An 18,829-nucleotide genomic window follows, 5' to 3' on the forward strand; every position below is an offset into this window, starting at 1 on the left:
ATGTCCGCTCACAGGGTCACGGCGATGTACTTGGCCTCCATGAACTCGGCAACGCCGTGCTTCTGACCGCCTTCGCGGCCTAGCCCGCTCTGCTTGACACCTCCGAAAGGCGCCGCCGGATCCGACATCAGGCCGCGGTTGAGCGCGATCATGCCGGACTCGATCTTCGATGCCACGCGCATTCCNCATTCCTCTGGCCAGGTCGCGCGTGTAGATGTAGGCCGCGAGACCGTATTCTGTGTCGTTGGCCTTGGCGATGACCTCCGCCTCGCTGTCGAAGCGCATGATCGGCGCCACCGGACCGAATATCTCCTCGTGGAGCATGGCGGCGTCAGAGGACACATCGCGAAGCACCGTCGGTGGGTAAAAATATCCTTTGCCTTCGGCGATCGTCCCTCCGCACAAAACCCTGGCGCCACGGGCAACCGCATCGTGAACGAGGCGATCGATGTTATCCACAGCCTTCCTGGTGATCATCGGCCCGCATTCTGTGTCTGAGTCTGTGCCCGGGCCCACGTTGAGTGCCGCCATGCGTTTGCTCAAGCCTTCCGCGAAAGCATCATGGATGCCGGCCTGGACGTAAAGCCGGTTGGCGGCCGTGCAGGCTTCGCCGGCGTTGCGCATCTTGGCAACCATCGCACCGTCGAGGGCTGCTTCCAGGTCGGCGTCGTCGAAGACGATGAAGGGTGCGTTGCCGCCAAGCTCCATGGAACAGGAAATGACGTGCTTTGCGGCTTCGGCCAGCAGCACGCGGCCGACGCCGGTCGAGCCGGTGAAGGACAGCTTTCGCACGCGCGGATCGGCCAGCATGGCCGCCGTCACCGGCCCGGGGGTCGAGGTCGTCAGGACGTTGACGACGCCGGGCGGCACGCCGGCCTCCTCGTAGAGCGCCGCAAGCGCATAGGCCGTCAGCGGCGTCTCGCTGGCGGGCTTCAGGATCACCGTACAGCCGGCCGCCAGCGCCGGCGCGATTTTACGTGTCGCCATGGCGGCTGGGAAATTCCATGGCGTGATGAGCACGCAAATGCCGATGGGCTGGTAGTCGACAATGATCCGGTTCGCGCCCGAGGGCGCAAGGCCGAACTCGCCGCTGATGCGGACCGCCTCCTCGGCGTTCCAGCGGAAAAACTCAGCGGCGTAGGCGACTTCACCGCGCGCATCGCGCAGCGCCTTGCCGTTCTCCAGCGAGATCAGCGCAGCCAACGTCTCCATCCGTTCGGTCATCAGTTCGAAGCAGCGCCGCAGGATTTCCGATCGCCTGCGTGGCGGGGTCTCGCGCCAGCCGGCCGCCGCCTTCGCGGCAGCGTCGACGGCGGCGGCGGCATCAGTGAGCGTTGCATCGGGAACCGCAGCGATCACGGCTTCAGTCGAGGGATCGACCACTTCGATCACGCGGCCCTCCGATGAGGGCCGCCAGCGTCCGCCAATGTAGAGACCGTGCGAGACCGTGGCGTAGTCGAACATATCTTGATCCTCGTCGGATATGCCTGCGGCAATGTTCATTGGATGAACTCCTGGTCGATCACATCATGGTGGCGGACATGTCGCCGTCATAGGCAGCCCTGATCAGCCGTCGCATCGCGGCGCGGTCGAACGGACGCGGATTGTTCTTGATCAATCGGTCGATGCCGAGCGCCTGCTCGGCCGTCCAGTCGATCTTGTCTTCGGGAAGACCCAGTTCGGCCAATGTCGGCGTGATGCCGATGGCGGCAAACAGCCGGCTCACCTCCCGGATGGTGGCGTGCGCCAAGGCATCGGCGCCGCCGCCCTGAAGGGAAAAGCCAAGAGCAGTGCCGACTTCCGCAATCTCCGCGGCTGCTGCGGCCAGATTGTAGGTCATCACATAGGGCAGCATCGTGGCCACTCCCAGGCCATGCGGGGTGTGGGTAAGCGCGCCAACGGGATACTGCACCGCATGGGCGGCGGCCGTTCCCGCCGTACCGAAGGCGCAACCGGCGGCCAGCGCTCCCATCATGACGTCGGCGCGCGCATCCTCGTCCGATCCGTCGCGATATGCCTTTTCGAGACTGCGGCCGAGCAGCCTGATGGCCAGAAGCGCGAAATGGTCGGTCAGAGCGCTCTTGCCGATGAACACGTGCTGTTGCGGCAAATGAGGGTCGGCGCCGCGTTTGGCCGCTGTATAGGCCTCGATTGCGTGCGTCAGCGCGTCGGCGCCGGCGATCGCCGTCAAGGATGGTGGACAGGTCACCGTCAGATCCGGATCGCAAAGCGCCACTGCCGCGATGAGATGCGGACTGGCGATACCCACTTTCAGCGTCCGATCCGGGTCGGAGATCACGGCGACGGGGGTCACCTCGGAGCCTGTTCCAGCCGTCGTCGGCACTGCGATCACCGGAAGGGTAGGGCCGGGTACCTTGAACTCGCCATAGTAGTCCTCGAGCTTGCCGCCGTGGCTGAGCAGAAGTGCAGCGCATTTGGCCATATCGAGGCAACTGCCGCCCCCGATGCCGATCACCATGTCGGGCTTGAAATCCTTCGCCTGCGCAATGCAGGCGGCGACGCTGTCGCGCGGCACATCCGGCAGCGTTCGGTCGAAGACCAACGTCTCGATCGCCGCGTTGTGCAAGCCAGCGAGAATCTCGGCGAACTGCGACGTCGCCGCGAAGCGCTCATCGGTACAGACGAACGCGCGGCGCCCATATTTGGCGGCGATGGCAGGCAGGACATGGCGCTGGCCTTTGCCGAACAGAATCTCGCTCGGCAGGCGCGCCGCTGCAAACAAGCTCATGCACAAGATCCTGCGAAGACGGGTTGGAAGCCGACAGGCTTGGCTTCGTGCCAGAGGCCGACCTCGGCGCTGCAGGTCATGATCATGCGATGCCCTCTAATAAAATCGTATAGGATATAGGATTGAGTTTCGCGGAGCATCGTGTTAGTGGGTGGTTCTGTCAAGAGGCAAACGATGCAGAACACGGACCTGACGGTTGACAATGAAGCCCGTGCGACCGGTCGTATTCAGCGCGCCAACAGTCTGGCTGGCGACGTTTACGAAGCAATCTTCGCGCAGCTGATGTCTTTGAGGATTGCTCCGGGATCGCGCATCACCGTCGACAATCTCGTCAAGGAATTCAACGTCTCGCATACCCCCATTCGTGAAGCGCTTGGCAGGCTGGAGGGGGAAGGGCTGGTTCTGAAAACCCACCTGATCGGCTATCGCGCCGCCCCACAAATCACCCGCCGGCGCTTCGACGAGCTTTACGAGCTGCGTCTATTGCTTGAACCTGCCGCCGCGGCCAAAGCCACCGCAACAATGGACGGCGAGCGCCTTGCCGCGCTGCAGGAGGCGGCCGGCGTCATGGCTCGGCGGGTGGGGAAAGACGAACGCCTGCGCTATTCGAACTTCGCCCGTCAGGATGCGATCTTCCACGACAAGATCGTCGAGTTCGCCCAGAACGAACTCATTCGCGAGACACTGAATCACCAGCATACCCACTTCCATATCTTCCGGCTGATGTATCACTCCAGGGTGACCGAAGAGGCGCTCGACGAGCACGAGGCTATTCTCGCTGCCTTTGCCGCGGGCGATCCGGACGCCGCCGAAAAAGCCATGCGCGCGCACATCGAAAATTCGCGGGACAGGCTCCTGCCTGCGTTCGAGTAGCCTGGCGATGTTGCTTGTCCGAGGCACCCTCAAGCGCGGCGCGCCGCTGTCCGACCAGCCTGCCGCCTACGAATTCTATTCCCCGTTCTGAGCCGATTTCGATCCCGGGAAGCGAGGCGCGCAGTGCACCTCGCCCCTGAAACAAGCCGAGAGGAAAAGACATGCCAGCCAAAAAAATCCTGATGCTGACCGGTGATTTCACCGAGGAGTACGAAATCTTCGTTTATCAGCAGGCGATGGAAGCGGTGGGACACACCGTTCATGTCGTGTGCCCCGACAAAAGCGCCGGAGACATGATCAAGACATCGCTGCACGATTTCGAGGGCGATCAGACCTACACCGAAAAGCCCGGCCACAATGCGCTGATCAACAAGACCTTCGCCGACGCCGAGAGGCAGCTGAGCCAGTACGACGCTGTCTATTGCGCCGGCGGTCGTGGCCCCGAATACATCCGCACCGACAAGCGGATACAAGCGATGGTGCGCCATTTCCACGAGGCAAAAAAGCCGATCTTCACGATCTGCCATGGCGTCCAGATTCTGATCGCGGTCGACGGCGTCGTGCGCGGCAAGAAGGTGGCGGCGCTCGCCGCTTGCGAGCCGGAGGTGACGCTTGCCGGCGGCACTTATATCGATTTGTCTCCCACCGACGCCTATGTCGATGGGACCATGGTTTCAGCCAAAGGCTGGACCGCGCTTGCGGCGTTCATCCGTGAATGCCTGAAGGTGCTGGGAACGGAAATCCACCATTCTTGAACGGTTTGTCCGGCGCATCCCTGAGGGGATGCGCCGGCTCCCTCAACGGCGCGGCGACTTCCGTCATTTCATCAAGTTCAGATCAGGAACCTGCGGCAGGTGTGCTCCAGAACCTTGTGCCATCATCACCTCGGACGCCTTCAAGGCGCTGCCCGCATCGCGTTCGTGCACCAGCGCGCCATCCTCGTTGAGCTTTCCCAGCTTGACGAGTGCCAACCCGAGTTGATCGACCCAATGGGGAGGTCGACATGAAGTCGGCGCCCGGGAGTTGTCAGGGCTTCACGAACCGAAACGCGAAGCGATCGGTCTCGCCCTTGATCGTGGGATCGAACACCTTGATCGAGTGCGGGTCATCCTTGTTCGCGAGCATGGTGCTCTCCGCGTCCATCACGAAGCCGGCCGCCTCCACCTCCTCGCGGACGGATGCAGGGTCGATCCGATGCAGCGACCGGGTGTCGCTCGTGCCCGACCAAGCGGCGGCGGCGTGGTCGACGATGACGTAAAACCCACCGGGTTTCAGCCGCTTGTAGACAGCTCGATTGAAGTCGGCCGCCGTCGCACCCTTCTTCTGGATCAGGGCGGTGTGAAGATCGTGGTAAAACAGGTGCAGCCATAGGACATCGGCTGGCTGCGTAACCTCCGGCATCGCGACCAGGTCCGCCGAGGCGACTTCGACGTTCTCTCGGCCCGGCTCCTTCGCGAGCGTCCGCATGAGGCCGACCGGATCGTTCTTGAGGTGGGCGACTTCGGCCGGCACAAAGCTGTAGACCCGCCCCTCTGATCCGACGATGTCGGAGAAGAGGCGCGTCCAGTCTCCGTCGCCAGGGTAGACTTCGATCACGGTGGAGCCCGCCTCGATTCGTGCGAACCGGATTAACTCGGATACCTTGGATTGGTCGTACATCGAAATCTCCTTAGGAGTGGATATTCTTCTCGGTGCACATAGTGATTTCTCCATTTGCTCGGATCGGATCGCGCTTGATCCGATCCGAGCTCCGATCGCGTGCGTCGTCTCTTTGCGGGTGTGGACGTCGTGCTCGTCAGTCGAACTTGACCAAGTCCTTGAAGATCAGATGACCCCAGCTGTCTCCGCGCGCCTGGACCAGCAGGCCACCTTCCGACACCCCGCCAAGCTTGATCGGCGCGAAACCGAGATTTTCCGCAAGCTCCCCAATCCGTGTTGCGGCAGCGTCATCGTCGCTTGCCAGGAACACGACCCTCCGGCCACCATGTACGGCCGGATCCTGATCAAGCACCGGGGCGACCAGATGGTTGAAGCCCTTGACCAGTTTTGCGCCAGAGAAGGCCTGCGCGATGAACTTGGAAGAAGGTTGTCCTCCCAGTTCCTCAGGGGGCACGCCATAGGCATTGGTCACATCGATGATCGTCTTCCCCTGCCATGTGGGGAGCGCCTTCGCGACATTCGGGTGCGCCTCGAAGCGGACAGCCAAAAAGATGATGTCCGCCTTGATGGCTTCCGCCAGTTTTTTGGGGATGATCGTGGGTCCGATCGCGGCCGCATCGGCGGCAAAGCTTTCCGGGTCGCGTGTGGTTGCAACGGAAACTTCGATGCCGTTTCGGGCAAACGCCTTGGCAAGGGCCTGTCCGATATTGCCGAATCCTACGATTGCATAGTTCATAGTACTTCTCCGATCTGGTGCTAATGCCGGGCTCAGACTTGCGCCATGCCTCCATCGACGGCGAGATCCACGCCGGTGACGAAAGAACTTTCATCGGAGGCGAGGAACGTTACGGCAGCAGCGATTTCCTCTGGTTTGCCCCTGCGACCCATTGGGATCTGTGACGCAAACTGGGCGGCCGCTTGCTCGGCTTGCTCAGGGGTAAGGCCAGTCGTTGTCTCCAAGGCCGGCGTCTCGATTGGTCCCGGACTCATTGCATTGACGCGGATTTTGCGGTCTTTGAATTCCAGTGTCCAAGCGCGCGCGAAGTTGCGTACAGCCGCCTTGCTCGCGGCGTAGGTACTAAACCCTGGAAGCCCCAACACGTTCGACACTGAAGAATTCAGGATGATCGAACCGCCGTCTTTGAACAGGGGAAGGGCCTTCTGCACCGTAAAGAACAGACCCTTCACGTTCACATCGAAGGTCTGATCAAAATGTGCCTCGGTAGCGACGGCGAGCGGTGCGATCGTCCCCGCGCCGGCGTTGGCGAAGAGAATGTCGATATGACCATGTTTCTCCTTCACGACTGCATAGAGGCGATCCAGATCTTCCAGGAGCGACACGTCACCCACGACCGTCGTAACGTTTTTCATGATGAAGGCTGCGGCCTCTTCAACTCCTTCTCTCTTCGCCCGGTAATCACGACGTGCGCTCCTTCTTCTACGAAGCGCTTGGCTGTGGCCAATCCGATCCCGCTGCTTCCGCCCGTGATGACTGCGATCTTGCCTTCGAGTTTTTTCATAATTCTTTGTCTTTCGTTGCGCACGGGCCAGGTACGGACCGCGCTGGGGGTCAGAGTTGAGCCAGGCCGCCGTCGACGGCGACCTCGCTGGCGGTCATGAAGCTGCTGTCCGGCGACGCGAGGAAGGCGGCCGCGGCGCCGATCTCCGCCGGATCGGCCATGCGCTGGAGCGGGGTCATCGCGCCGTAGGCCTTCTGGCCTTCCTCGCCTAACGCCTCCTTCGCGAGTTCGGTCGCCGTCGCTCCGGGCGACAGCACGTTTACGCGGATGCCGGTGCCCTTCAGGTCTTCCGCCCAGGTCCGCGCCAGGTTGCGCACTGCCGCCTTGCTCGCGCTATAGGCAGTGAACCCCGGAGCGCCCGTGGTGCCGGCGCTCGACCCGGTCAGGATGATCGAACCGCCCTGGCTCATCAGCGGCAGCGCCTTCTGGACCGTGAAGATCGTACCCTTCACATTGGTGTCGAAGGTTTCGTCAATGTGCCTGGCGGTGATCTGGCCGAGCGGAAGCGGGTTTCCCGCCCCGGCATTGGCGAAGACGATATCGAGGCTTCCGCGCTCGGCCTTCACCGCAGCGTAGAGTCGGTCCAGGTCGGCCTCATCCGAGACCGAGCCCTTAACCGCGCGGGCACTAGGCCCAAGGTCAGCCACGGCGGCGTTGAGAGCTTCCTGCCGGCGGCCGAAGATGAAGACGAAGGCGCCCTCCTCGATAAAGCGCTTGGCTGCGGCGCGGCCGATGCCCGTAGCGCCGCCAGTTATCACAGCGGTCTTTCCATTCAGTCTGTTCATGTCATGCATCCTTCGTTTCGCCGTCTCGTATCTTTGGCTGTACGGGAAAGTCCCGCGAGAACCTCAAGATGGGTTCGCCGAAGTCGGGCGGTGAGTGCGCAATCGCGCACATCGCTGGTGCGAAAACGATCCAGCTAGATGATTGAACGCCGCAGCGACCGCACGAACTACGGCTGATCGTGTTAGTATGGGCTTTGCAAGCCGCACTTCGCTGCGCAGGAATGCACCATGATCGACTGGGATGACGTTCGCTACTTTCTTGCCGCCGCGCGCGTAGGCTCGGTGCGTGCTGCCGCCGCACACCTCGGTGTGAACCACTCGACCGTGCTGCGACGCATCGCTCAGCTCGAGGAACGCCTCGGGGCGCAGATGTTCGAAAAGCTGCCTTCCGGCTACCGCCTGACGGCTGCGGGCGAAGAGGTCCTCGATCTCGCGACCCAGATGGAAGCGTCGTCGCACCAGCTGGAGACGCGAGTCTTCGGTCGTGACCAGAGCGCGCGCGGGCTTTTGCGGGTGACGCTTCCACCGTTCCTCGCCACACACCTGCTCATGCCGGATCTCGCCGACTTCGCGCGTTTGCATCGCGACATCGAGATGGAAATCTTGTCGTCCGGTGAGCTGGCAAATCTGACCAACCGAGAGGCCGACGTCGCGGTCCGCATTGTCGCCGACCGCAAGACCCTGCCGCTCAATCTTCACGGCCTGAAGGGACCGGAGCTGTTCAGCGGCGTCTACATGTCTCGCGATCGACTAGCCGCGTGGCGTGCGGGCACGCCTGATCCCATCCGGTGGATAGGCATAGACAATCATGGAATTCCGGACTGGGCGCGCGAGGGAGAAGTTCACGTCACGGGAGTACCGTTCAGGACACCTGACGCCGAGACGCAGATCATCGCGGCGCACCAGGGGATTGGGATAACGAAACTGCCGTGCTTCGTCGGAGATACCGACCCCCTGCTGGTGAGGGTGCCGGGGATCGACGTGCCCATGCATGGGACACTCTGGCTTCTCACGCAAGGCGAGACACGCAAGACGAAGCGGGTGCGGCTCTTCACAGAGTTCGTATCCCGCAGGCTCGCCGCGTACGCTCCGCTTCTCTCGGGGCTGTCCATATCGCGCGACTGACGCCCGGCAGATCCGCCGGCAACGCTTCCCGCAATCCGGGTGGAAGCCGAGCTGCGATCGCTTGAAGCGGCGTGTTCAATCCGCGAATCCAGTGGGAGTAGGGAAACGGCGGCAGTAGCGTAGAGGTACCAGCCTAAGCTCGACCTCTTCCCACACCATGATCAGACAACGATGCCACCGTCTTCAGCGCGCCATCGAGCATGTCGCCTTTCTCGTCTTTCAGCGCAGCTTCGCGCAACCGCCTGATCCAGTCGGCAGCGTCATCGCGGCTCCTGACCAGATCGAGCGCCGACAGCACGCGATCGAATTTGGACTGGGCGCGGAGGTGGGTGTCGCTGTAGCCCTTGATCAGCCGGCGGCAGTTCAAGATTTCGACGGCGAGCGCGTAGTCCTGAGGCGCGTGGCTGAGCGCCAGCGCAAACCAGCGCTCCAGATGCGCCGTCTCGACCTTGTGGCGCAACAGGCGCCGCCGCCAGCGGCGCAGGCCGCCAATCAACCAGAGGACCGCAAAGCCGGCAAAGCTGTCGGTGCGGATGCGCCGGCCGCGATTGATGCGCCGGTCGAGAAAGCCGGCAAGTTTCGGCCGGTTCTCGATGTAGCTGCCAAACCCCGCCGGCAAGGTGCCGCAGAACTCCTCGATGCGCGGATGGAAATATTCGGTCACTTGCAGGATGGAGCCGTCCTTGACGCCCACCTCCTTGCGCACCCGCCGGTCACGCGTCGAACGTGTCTTGAGATCGGCGACGCGGATCATGTCGTCGTAGCACAGCGCGTTGGCCAGATGCTTGGCGGCAGCGATGGACAATGCATGGGCATGTTCAGCGCTATCCAGCGCGACCGCCTGGTCGAGCCGGTCGAGATACTCGCCGCCATAGGAGATGTCCTGGTAGTCGACGACCTTTCTCAGGCCCCGGAGCGCCATGTCGCGCACCGCCGCGGGCATCAGGTCGATGCGGGCGGCCAGCGCCTGCCAACCCTGCAGCAGGTTCGGCGGACCGCTCACGCGCCCTGCACCCGGAGCGGGGTCGACCGTGGCCGGTTCTGCCGGCTGTGGCGCGGGGGCCGTCGTACCGCGCGCGCGGTCGTAGGCGACGGCGAAGGCAGCAAGGCTGGCTTTCGCACCCCGGCCGCCGGCGCCGATCGCTTGCTCATAGCTTTCACGCGTGAACGGCAATGCGTCGGAGCCGGCCAGCGCGCCAAGCAGACTCGCCGAGATCATTGAGCCATTGTCCGCGGCGATCTTTTCCATGTCGAAGGCGATGAAGCGTTTCGATGCAGCTTCCGCCGTCGCGCGTACCTTGGAAGACGAGGCCCGGCCGTCACCCGGCTCGATCTTTTCCGACACCGCGGCGATACGGTGCGAGGAGGTGATCAGCGTGGTGCGATCGGGCGTGACGAAGCCCCTGATGATGGCGCGGCCGGCTTCCATCAGCTCGGCGGCGATCAATATGTCGACATCGCCTTGCGAAGGCGAAAGGGCAAAGACCGGCAGCCGGCCGGTGTCGCGGGCCATCTCGACGTAATAGATCGTAGCGCCGGTGCGCTGGGCGACGCCGGCGACCGAGGTCGATTGCGCGACATAGGAATTGCGCTCGGCGACATCGGTGATCCAGTCGGCGAGCACGCCGCCGCCCTGGCCGCCGACCGCGAGCAAAGCGAGTTTGATCACCGGCTCGGTATCGGCGGCATCGGATTTCGGGCGCAAGGGCGAAGCCTGGTCAAGCATCGGCGAACGTCAACCTGCGGCTTTCACGGCGCCGCTGCAGCAGGCCGATCACGGCGCGGCGCGTGCCTTCCAGAAAACGATCCCAGCGGCGGGGATTGTGCACGACATCGGCGCGGTAGAAGGAAGGGCACAGCACCGCTGCATCCGCCACTTCACCGCAATTGCCGCAGCCGACGCAGCTCTGGTCGATCGATGCCACCGGATCGTCGCGCAACGGATCGTCGAGCGACTTTACCGACAGCGACGGGCAGCCGGACAGCCGCATACAGGCATGGTCGCCGGTGCAGATATCCTCATCGACGCCGAACTTCGGCTTGACGACGCGAGTCCCATCCTTGATCGCCTTGTCGACCAGCGGCTTTTCGCGGCGCTGGCGATTGAGCATGCATTCAGACGAGGCAACGATGACCTTGGGACCCTTTTCGTCCGTCGTCAGCGCCTCGCGTAACGTGTCCTGCATCTTGGTGATGTCATAGGTGCGGTCGACATGGCGCAGCCATTTGACGCCCATGCCCTTCACCGCCTCGGTGATCGGATGCTTGGTCGACTTGGTCTTGTTGCCCGCACGCGACGACAGGATGTCCTGCCCACCGGTGGCGGCGGAGTAAAAATTGTCGACGATGACGATGACGCCGTCGTTCTTGTTGAAGACCGCGTTGCCGATCGAGGAGGTCAGGCCATTGTGCCAGAAGCCGCCATCGCCGACGAAAGAGATCGACCGCCGTTTGGCGTCGGGCGAATTGAACGCCGATGCCGATGCCGGCCCCAGCCCGTAGCCCATGGTGGTGGCGCCGAGCTCGAAAGGCGGCATGATCGAGAACAAATGGCAGCCGATGTCGGATGCGATGTGGTGGTTCCCGAGTTCCTGCTCGACCAGCTTTGTCGCGGCAAAAATCGGCCGCTCCGGGCAACCGATGCAGAAGCCTGGCGGACGTCCCGGCACGACGTTGATCAGGTCCGCGGCGTCAACGCCGTCGCCGACCTTGTTGGGCGCGCGCACCTCACCCGGCAAGAGATGCGGGGCCTCGGCGCGCAGGAAGGCGCCGATGCCGTCCAGCATGACCTGGCCGGTATATTCGCCGGCCATCGGCAGATACTCCTTGCCGACCAGCCTGGTGCCGCGCCCGGCCTTGTGCAGCATGGCGGCAAAGGTCTGCTCGATGTAGTTGGGCTGGCCCTCCTCGACCACGAGCACCGCCTGCTTGCCTTCGCAGAAGGTGAGGAACTCGTCATCGATCAGGGGATAGACGGCGTTGAGAACGTAGAGCGGCACATCCGTCTCGCCATAGGTGTCGGCAAGGCCGAGCCGCTGCAAGGCGCGGATGACCGAATTGTACATGCCGCCCTGCATGACGATGCCGACCGAGCCATGGTCCGAACCGAAGAATTCGTTGATCTTGTTCTTGGCGATGAACTCCACCGCCGCCGGCCAGCGCTTCTGCACCTTCTCCTTCTCGTGGAGGAAGGAGGCGGGCGGCAACACGATGCGGCCGGTGTCGCGGCGCGGCGCGTCGAGCGCATCGGCCACCGTCATCGGCGGGCGCTTGTTGTCCTTGGCGATGAAATGGCCATGCACATGGCAGCAGCGGATGCGCACCTGCAGCATCACCGGCGTGTTGGATGCCTCGGACAGCTCGAAACCATCCTCCACCGCCTTGACGATCGACGGCAAATTGGGGCGCGGGTCGAGTAGCCAGACCTGGCTCTTCATGGCGAAGGCATGGCTGCGCTCCTGCATGATCGAGGAGCCTTCGCCATAGTCTTCGCCGACGATGATCAGCGCGCCGCCGGTGACGCCGCCGGAGGCGAGGTTGGCCAGTGCGTCGGACGCGACATTGGTGCCGACGGTCGACTTGAAGGTCGCCGCACCGCGAATGGGGTAATGCACCGAGGCCGCCAGCATGGCGGTGGCGGTGGCTTCCGAGGCGCTCGCCTCGAAATGCACCCCGAGTTCGCCCAGAATCTCCTGTGCGTCGGCCAGCACGTCCATCAGATGGCTGATCGGCGCGCCCTGGTATCCGCCGACATAGCCGACGCCGCATTGCAGCAGCGCCTTGGTGATGGCGAGGATGCCCTCGCCGGCAAACTCCTCGCCGGCGCCGAGCCGGAGCTTTTCGACTTCCTTGGCAAAAGACCGTTCGGCCATTTTTCCAACCTTCCGTTGCCGCCGAAACTTGGCAGCGCGTACGTCTAGATTTCGTGCTTGCGAATGTTCTTGAGCATCTTCAAGAGCGTCGCGATCAGTGCTGCATATTCGGCATCGTCGACATCGTCGAACATTGCCTCGAAGGCGTCATGCATAGCCGGCCAGGCGCGGGTGAACTCTGCGCGGCCCTCATCGGTGAGGAAGACATGGCGGATGCGGCTGTCGGTGACGCCTTGCTCGCGTCGCACGAAGCCTTGTCCCTCCAGCGTGTCGAGCGTGCGGCTCAAGGTCGACTGCTCTATGACGGTGTAGACCGAGAGGTCGTTGACGGTGACGCCGTCGGTGACCGACAGCACGGCCAGCGTGCGGACCTGCGGAATAGTCAGGCCCTGCTTGCGGAAATCGTCGCGCAAGGTGGCGTTGTAGCGCCCCATGATGCGGTTCATCAGATAGGGCGCGAATTGCTGCAGGCCGATCTGGCCGAGGGTCGAGATGCGCTGGCGCTTTTCCAGAACCTTCTGCTCCATCACAGCCTCCCCGCCAGGAGAAAGCCGGAACCGCCACCGAGGCCCGCGCCTGGATGGGTCGAGGCGCCGATATGGTAGAGGTTCTTGATGCCGGTCTGATGGTTGCGGCTGGTCTTGAACGGCCGCCAGAGGAACGACTGGTCGATAGTCGACGAGCCGCCATAGGGGTCGCCGCCGACCAGGTTGATGTTCATCGCTTCGAGATCGGCCGGCGAATAGGCGCGGCGCGCAATGACGCTATCCTTGAAGCCGTCGATGTGGCTGGCGAGGATCGCCTCCGCGCGGTCGGCATAGACCTCGCGCAGCGCGTCGGTCCAGCGGCCGCCAGCCGGTGCATGCAGCGTGCCTGCGGCATCGCCCTTGATGTGACGGGGCGCCTCGGGCAGTTGCAGCCACAGAATTGCTTTGCCAGGCGGACAGCGCGACGGATCGAGCGCATGCGGCTGGCCGACGCAGATGGTCGGCACTTCGGGCAGCATGCCGCGCGCCGCCTCGTTGCAGGCTTTCGAGACGCCATCGAGCCCCGGCGTCAGGTGCAACAATGCCACCTGGTCCAGGCCAGCACCGCGCCATGCCGGCGGCTTGTTCAGCGCATAGTGAATCTGGAAATTGCCTTTGCCGTAGCGATATTTCTGTGTCGCTTCGACATCGGCCTTGGGAGCCTCGCTGCCGAGCAACCGGTGGTAAAGCTGCGTCGGCGTGACCGAACAGATGACGCTCTTGTTTGCTGTAATCGTTTCGCCCGAGGCGAGCCGTACGCCGGTCGCGCGGCCACCGCTCTGGACGATCGAGGCGACATCGGCGACGGTACGGATGTCGCCACCACGTTCCCTTATCAGAGCTTCGAAGGCGGTGAGCAGGGTCTTCGCTCCACCCTTGACGATCGGCGCCCCGGCCGCTTCCAGCGCGAAGGCAATGACCTTGGCGATCTGCCCTGAGAAGGCGTCTTCCGGTCCGAGCCCGGCGTGCAGCACCCAGGGCGCCCACAGCGCGCGGATTGTCTCGGACCGATAGGTGCTTTCCAGCCAGCTGCGCGCCGGCACCAGTGCTTCGCCGAGAAAGGCGGCAAGGCCGCGTGGGCTGCGCCGCCAGGCATCGCCGGCCAGCAGTTTCGCCGTCGGATAGGACCACAGGCTGCCGCCGAGCAGGCCGAACAACAGGCCGGCATTGCGCTCGATGCCGCTGACATCGTCCGCATACCGGTCGCCATCGTCGGCGGCAATCGCATTGATTGCCGCGACATTGGCGGCGCGGTTGGTGGTGAGCACTGCATGACTGCCGTCCGGCCGCAGCACGCCGGTTGGCGTGCCGGTGTGGCAGAACTCCAACCCATGCCGCGCGAGGTCGCCGCCCAATGCCGCAAAGGCCGGCGAGGTGATGAACAGCACGAAGGTGGTTGCCATCACGTCATGGATGAAGCCGGGTGCGGTGATCTCCTCGGTACGCATGCAACCGCCGATGCGGTTGTTGCGTTCGAGGATGAGCACCTTCGCGCCCTTGCCGCCGAGCATCGCCGCGCAGACCAGCGCGTTGATGCCGCTGCCAACGATGATGTGATCCGGCTGGCTCACCGTGGCGTGCTCTCACCTAGCCGTTGGATACAAGCGCCAGCGCGCGGATCGGGCTGCCGGTGCCATGTTCGATCTTGAGCGGTGCGGCGATCAGGATGGCGCCCTTCGGAGGCAACTGGTCGAGGTTGCAGAGGCTGGCGAGGCCATAGCGGTTCGCCTTGTGCATCAGCGTGTGGGCCGGAAATGGCGGCTCCATGCCGCCGGCCTTGCCGGCATCGGTGCCGATCGTCTCTGAGCCCCAGCCCTTGATATCCTTGCTGATCAGGAACTGGATGGCTTCGGCTGTCGGACCTGGCGTATGTGGGCCGGTTTCGTTGGCGTTGAGGAATTCGGCTTCCGAGCCATTGCGCTTATACCAGTCGGTGCGCATGACCACCCACTCCCCGGCGTTGATGGCGCCATGCTTGGCTTCCCACGCCTTGATGTGGTCGACGGTGAGCAGGAAGTCGTGGTCGGCGGCGGCTTCCTTCGAGCAGTCGATGACATTGACCGGGCCGACGAAATTCTGCGCCGGAATGGTGTCGGTGGCGCCGTCCGGATAGTCCTTGCCGCTGATCCAATGCTGCGGCGCATCGAAATGCGTGCCCGAATGCTCCCCAAGCTTCAGCCAGTTCCATGCCCACCACGGGCCGTTCTTGTCATAACGGGAGATGTTATGGATCTCGACCTTTGGCGTGTCGACGGCAAGCTCCGGCGGCAGCTTGATAAGAGGCGTATCGGGTCCGAGTTGCGCAGAGAGGTCGACCACCCTGATGGCGCCTGAAAGCAGCTGGCCGGCGACTTCGCCGAGGAGTTTTTGCGTGTCCATGGTCTGAAGTTCCCTCTTCTGGTGAAGATCAAGGCTCGTCTCGGCCCTTAATATCCTACTAGACGAAAACATATGCATCTGCAATTATCTTTAAGCATAAAGGAAATGGGAACGGGGCGTGAGCGAGTTCGACGCCATCTTTGTCGGGGCGGGCCACAACAGTCTGGCGTGCGCTGCGCATCTGGCGCTCAAAGGCTGGAAAACCGGGATTTTCGAGCGCAGTGCAGCAATCGGCGGCGCCGTCCAGACCCACGAATACACCCTCCCAGGCTTCCGGCACGATTTCGGTGCAATGAATCTGAGCCTGTTCGCCGGCTCCGCCTTCCACCGGAAATATGCAAATGAATTGAAAGCACAGGGTCTTGAGTTCGCGCCGGTCGCCGACTGTTTTGCCAGCGCCTTCCCGGACGGACGCTGGTTCGGCGTCAGCAACGATCTGGAAAAAACCACCGGCCGCATGGCCGCTTTCTCCGCCGCCGATGCCGCGACCTGGCGTAGACTGGTCGCCGCCTTCCCGGCAGAGGCCGAGCATCTGTTCCGGCTGCTGGGCTCGCCGATGAGTGCCCGCGCGCTTGCCGGCACCGCCTGGAACCTGTGGCGCAAGAAGGGCATGTCGGGCGCATTCGACACCGCTCGGCTTTTGCTGTCATCGCCGCGCGCCTGGCTGGAGGAAAATTTCGAGTCCGCGCATGTGCGGGCAACGCTTGCCACCTGGGGCATGCATCTCGACTTTGCACCCGACACCGCCGGCGGCGCCGTGTTCCCCTATCTGGAATCCATGGCCAACCAGACCTTTGGCATGGTGATAGGCAAGGGCGGCGCCGACACGATCATCCGGGCGCTGGCAGGTATGGTCACCTCGGCGGGCGGCAAGATCGTCACAGGGACAGAGGTTGCCGAAATCACCGTTTCCGCCGGCAAGGCGACCGGCGTGCGGCTTGCGTCCGGTGAGACGCATACGGTAACCAAGGCGGTCATTGCCGGCGTCGCGCCCAGGGCGCTGACCGGCAAGTTGCTGCCCAACGGTTCCGGCGACACCGGCTTCGACACGGCTATGCAGAAGTTCCGGCACGCGCCGGGCACGATGATGATCCATCTGGCGCTCGACGACCTGCCGGACTGGCGCGCCGGGGCCGAGCTGCGGCAGTTCGCCTATGTGCATCTGTCGCCCTCGCTCGACGCGATGTCGCGCACCTATCAGCAGGCGATGGCGGGCATGCTGCCGGACCAACCGGTGCTGGTCGTCGGCCAGCCGACAGCGGTCGATCCGTCACGCGCGCCGCAGGGCAAGCATGTGCTGTGGGTGCAGGTGCGCATGCTGCCCGCCGAAATCCTGGGCGATGCGGCCGGCAAGATCGCGCCCGCGCATTGGGATCAGGTCAAGGACGTCTATGCCGAACGCGTGCTCGACACCATCGAGATCTACGCACCCGGACTGCACGCGAAAATCCTCGGCCGTGCAGTGTTCTCGCCAATCGACCTCGAGCGTGAGAACCCCAATCTCGTCGGTGGCGACCAGGTCTGCGGCAGCCACCATCTGGCACAGAATTTCCTGTTCCGCCCGGCGCGCGGTTATGCCGGCTGGAACACGCCGGTCGGCAATCTGCATCTCATAGGCGCCGCGACATGGCCCGGCGCCGGCACCGGCGCGGCCTCCGGCTTCATGCTCGCGCAACAGCTTGGCGGGAGGTAGCTCGCAAGATTTCATGAAGGCGACGAGAGGCAAGGCGCTGCTGCCCACGAAGCCCGGATCGATAAACTGATAGTGCCGCGCAAAGACAACAAAACCAACAAGGGGAACGACCATGACAATCAACAGACGAGAATTGCTGGGATACAGTGCCGCGGCACTTGGGGTGGCGGCGATCGGCCTGCCTGAGATCGCCAAGGCGGCAGCGGGCGAGCTGACCATCGCCTATAACGTCAACCTGCCGTCCTGGGATCCGACCACCGGACCCTCGGCCGTCAACCCGACGATCCAGGGCCTCTACCAGTCAGTGTTCGACCAGTTCATTCCGCAAAAGCCGGACCTGTCCTTTGCGCCTGGCCTGCTCACCGAATGGGGCTGGAACGAGGATCGCACCAAGGTGACGATGACGGTGCGCGAAGGCGTGACCTGGCATGACGGCTCGCCCTTCACGCCCGAGGACGTGGTCTGGTCGCTGCAGCGGGCGGGCGACGAAAAGACCGGCAATCCGATCCAGTTCGTCTGGAAGAACGTCAACAATTTCAAGATCGACGGCAACAAGATCACCGGCGACGTCGTGCAGTTCGATCCGGTCTACTTTAAATGGATGTCGTTCCTGACCGGCTACATCCTGCCGAAGGCCTATTATGAGAAGGTCGGCGCCGAAGGTTTCGAGAAGGCGCCGATCGGCACCGGCCCTTACATGGTGGAAAAATTCGAGCGAAATGCTTTCCTCCGACTGAAGGCCAACCCGCACTATTGGGGCGACAAGCCGGCCTTCGAGAATGTGACGATCAAGTTCGTCACTGATGCGGCGAGCCGCGTTGCCGAAATCGAATCCGGTTCCTCGCAGGTGACGCTGGAGGTCCCCTATGAAGAGTATGACCGGCTGATCGCCAAGGACGGGCTTGCCGGCTCGTGCAAGCCCGTTTCCGACATCGGCATGATCTTCTTCAACGACATCGAAGCGATGCTGGACAAGAACGTCCGCCAGGCCGCCGTCATGGCTGTGGACAAGGAGCTTCTGGTCAAGCGGCTGCTGCGCGGCTATGGCCAACCGATCGCTACGCTGGAGACCCCGGAGTACACGGCCTTCGACGCCTCGATCAAGGTCGAGCACAATCCGGAAAAGGCCAAGGAGCTGCTCGCGGCTTCCGGCTATTCGCCGGAAAAACCGGTCAAGTTCACCATCCAGACGACCAAGGGCTTCAAGCCCAAGGATTATGAGATGATCCAGGCGATCGTCGGCATGTGGCGCAAGGTCGGCATCGAGGCGACGATCGAGGTCTACGAGATCGCCAAGCACTATGAACTGCGCGCCGCCGACAAGCTGGCGCCGGCCGCCTTCTACAATTGGGGCAACGCCATCGGCGACCCGACGACGTCGACGGGTTTTGCCATGTATGGGCCGAGCCCGCACTCGGTGTGGGACAGCCAGGACCTGATCGACATGATCAATCCGCTCTGGGGCGAGAAGGACGAGGCCAAGCGCATCGCCGGCTGGAAGGCTGTCGACAAGTATATCGCCGAGCAGGCCTATGTGCTGCCGCTGATTCAGTATGCGCAACCTATCGTGCATGCCAGGGGCGTCAACGTGGTGCAGCATGTGTCCGGCGCGCTGCTGCCGGCGCTGATGACCCCGGCCTGATATTG

15 protein-coding genes and 2 pseudogenes are annotated in these 18,829 nt (G+C 63.2%); 5 read left to right on the forward strand and 12 right to left on the reverse strand.

What is annotated here, in order from left to right; all coding sequences use genetic code 11:
• Positions 1 to 8 precede the first annotated feature (8 nt).
• Positions 9 to 1,464, reverse strand: a pseudogene (locus tag X757_RS01000000164780) (NAD-dependent succinate-semialdehyde dehydrogenase).
• Between the two features lie 58 nt (positions 1,465 to 1,522).
• Entirely contained in the window at positions 1,523 to 2,749 is a 1,227-nt protein-coding gene (locus tag X757_RS151610; protein WP_023726237.1) for an iron-containing alcohol dehydrogenase, read from the reverse strand.
• A gap of 174 nt (positions 2,750 to 2,923) precedes the next feature.
• On the opposite strand from X757_RS151610, the gene X757_RS151605 reads away from it, so the two are divergent.
• Entirely contained in the window at positions 2,924 to 3,622 is a 699-nt protein-coding gene (locus tag X757_RS151605) for a GntR family transcriptional regulator (protein WP_023667782.1), read from the forward strand.
• Positions 3,623 to 3,783: 161 nt separating this feature from the next.
• Positions 3,784 to 4,377, forward strand: coding sequence for a DJ-1/PfpI family protein (locus X757_RS151600; RefSeq protein ID WP_023686902.1), 594 nt, complete (start codon positions 3,784 to 3,786; stop codon positions 4,375 to 4,377).
• A gap of 63 nt (positions 4,378 to 4,440) precedes the next feature.
• Here X757_RS151600 and X757_RS1000000167945 read toward each other — a convergent pair whose 3' ends face one another.
• The 5 genes and pseudogenes from X757_RS1000000167945 to X757_RS151585 form a co-directional block, all read right to left on the reverse strand.
• Entirely contained in the window at positions 4,441 to 4,593 is a 153-nt protein-coding gene (locus X757_RS1000000167945; RefSeq protein WP_023726238.1) for a hypothetical protein, read from the reverse strand.
• 55 nt (positions 4,594 to 4,648) lie between these two features.
• Positions 4,649 to 5,281: a class I SAM-dependent methyltransferase gene (locus X757_RS151595; protein ID WP_023726239.1), complete on the reverse strand. Its 633-nt coding sequence runs from the start codon at positions 5,279 to 5,281 to the stop codon at positions 4,649 to 4,651.
• A 136-nt stretch (positions 5,282 to 5,417) separates the two neighbouring features.
• On the reverse strand, positions 5,418 to 6,017 hold the full coding sequence (locus X757_RS151590; protein ID WP_023726240.1) for an NADPH-dependent F420 reductase: 600 nt from the start codon (positions 6,015 to 6,017) through the stop codon (positions 5,418 to 5,420).
• A 32-nt stretch (positions 6,018 to 6,049) separates the two neighbouring features.
• Positions 6,050 to 6,801: pseudogene (locus tag X757_RS01000000164785) on the reverse strand (SDR family NAD(P)-dependent oxidoreductase).
• Between the two features lie 50 nt (positions 6,802 to 6,851).
• Positions 6,852 to 7,586: an SDR family NAD(P)-dependent oxidoreductase gene (locus X757_RS151585; protein ID WP_031251285.1), complete on the reverse strand. Its 735-nt coding sequence runs from the start codon at positions 7,584 to 7,586 to the stop codon at positions 6,852 to 6,854.
• A 228-nt stretch (positions 7,587 to 7,814) separates the two neighbouring features.
• Between X757_RS151585 and X757_RS151580 the strand changes: the two genes are divergently transcribed.
• Entirely contained in the window at positions 7,815 to 8,711 is an 897-nt protein-coding gene (locus X757_RS151580) for a LysR family transcriptional regulator (protein ID WP_023726244.1), read from the forward strand.
• Between the two features lie 133 nt (positions 8,712 to 8,844).
• Here the strand turns inward: X757_RS151580 and X757_RS151575 are convergent, their stop codons facing one another.
• Genes X757_RS151575 through X757_RS151555 form a run of 5 tightly spaced genes read right to left on the reverse strand, consistent with a single transcriptional unit; the run spans position 8,845 to position 15,489 of the window.
• Entirely contained in the window at positions 8,845 to 10,437 is a 1,593-nt protein-coding gene (locus X757_RS151575; protein WP_023726245.1) for an indolepyruvate oxidoreductase subunit beta family protein, read from the reverse strand.
• Positions 10,430 to 12,583 (reverse strand): indolepyruvate ferredoxin oxidoreductase subunit alpha, encoded by a 2,154-nt coding sequence (locus X757_RS151570; protein ID WP_023726246.1) that lies wholly within the window; start codon positions 12,581 to 12,583, stop codon positions 10,430 to 10,432. The genes X757_RS151575 and X757_RS151570 overlap by 8 nt, the downstream gene beginning before the upstream one ends.
• A 44-nt stretch (positions 12,584 to 12,627) precedes the next feature.
• Positions 12,628 to 13,110: a MarR family winged helix-turn-helix transcriptional regulator gene (locus X757_RS151565; RefSeq protein WP_023726247.1), complete on the reverse strand. Its 483-nt coding sequence runs from the start codon at positions 13,108 to 13,110 to the stop codon at positions 12,628 to 12,630.
• Positions 13,110 to 14,681, reverse strand: coding sequence for an NAD(P)/FAD-dependent oxidoreductase (locus tag X757_RS151560; RefSeq protein ID WP_023726248.1), 1,572 nt, complete (start codon positions 14,679 to 14,681; stop codon positions 13,110 to 13,112). Before X757_RS151560 ends, X757_RS151565 begins: the two co-directional genes overlap by 1 nt.
• Before the next feature lie 16 nt (positions 14,682 to 14,697).
• Positions 14,698 to 15,489: a cyclase family protein gene (locus tag X757_RS151555; protein WP_023695181.1), complete on the reverse strand. Its 792-nt coding sequence runs from the start codon at positions 15,487 to 15,489 to the stop codon at positions 14,698 to 14,700.
• A gap of 118 nt (positions 15,490 to 15,607) precedes the next feature.
• On the opposite strand from X757_RS151555, the gene X757_RS151550 reads away from it, so the two are divergent.
• Both X757_RS151550 and X757_RS151545 read left to right on the forward strand, forming a co-directional pair.
• Positions 15,608 to 17,182, forward strand: coding sequence for an NAD(P)/FAD-dependent oxidoreductase (locus X757_RS151550; protein WP_023726249.1), 1,575 nt, complete (start codon positions 15,608 to 15,610; stop codon positions 17,180 to 17,182).
• A gap of 112 nt (positions 17,183 to 17,294) precedes the next feature.
• On the forward strand, positions 17,295 to 18,824 hold the full coding sequence (locus X757_RS151545) for an ABC transporter substrate-binding protein (RefSeq protein WP_031251286.1): 1,530 nt from the start codon (positions 17,295 to 17,297) through the stop codon (positions 18,822 to 18,824).
• The last annotated feature ends 5 nt before the right edge of the window (positions 18,825 to 18,829 follow it).

Source organism: Mesorhizobium sp. LSHC412B00 (genome assembly GCF_000503035.1).
Classification (GTDB): domain Bacteria; phylum Pseudomonadota; class Alphaproteobacteria; order Rhizobiales; family Rhizobiaceae; genus Mesorhizobium.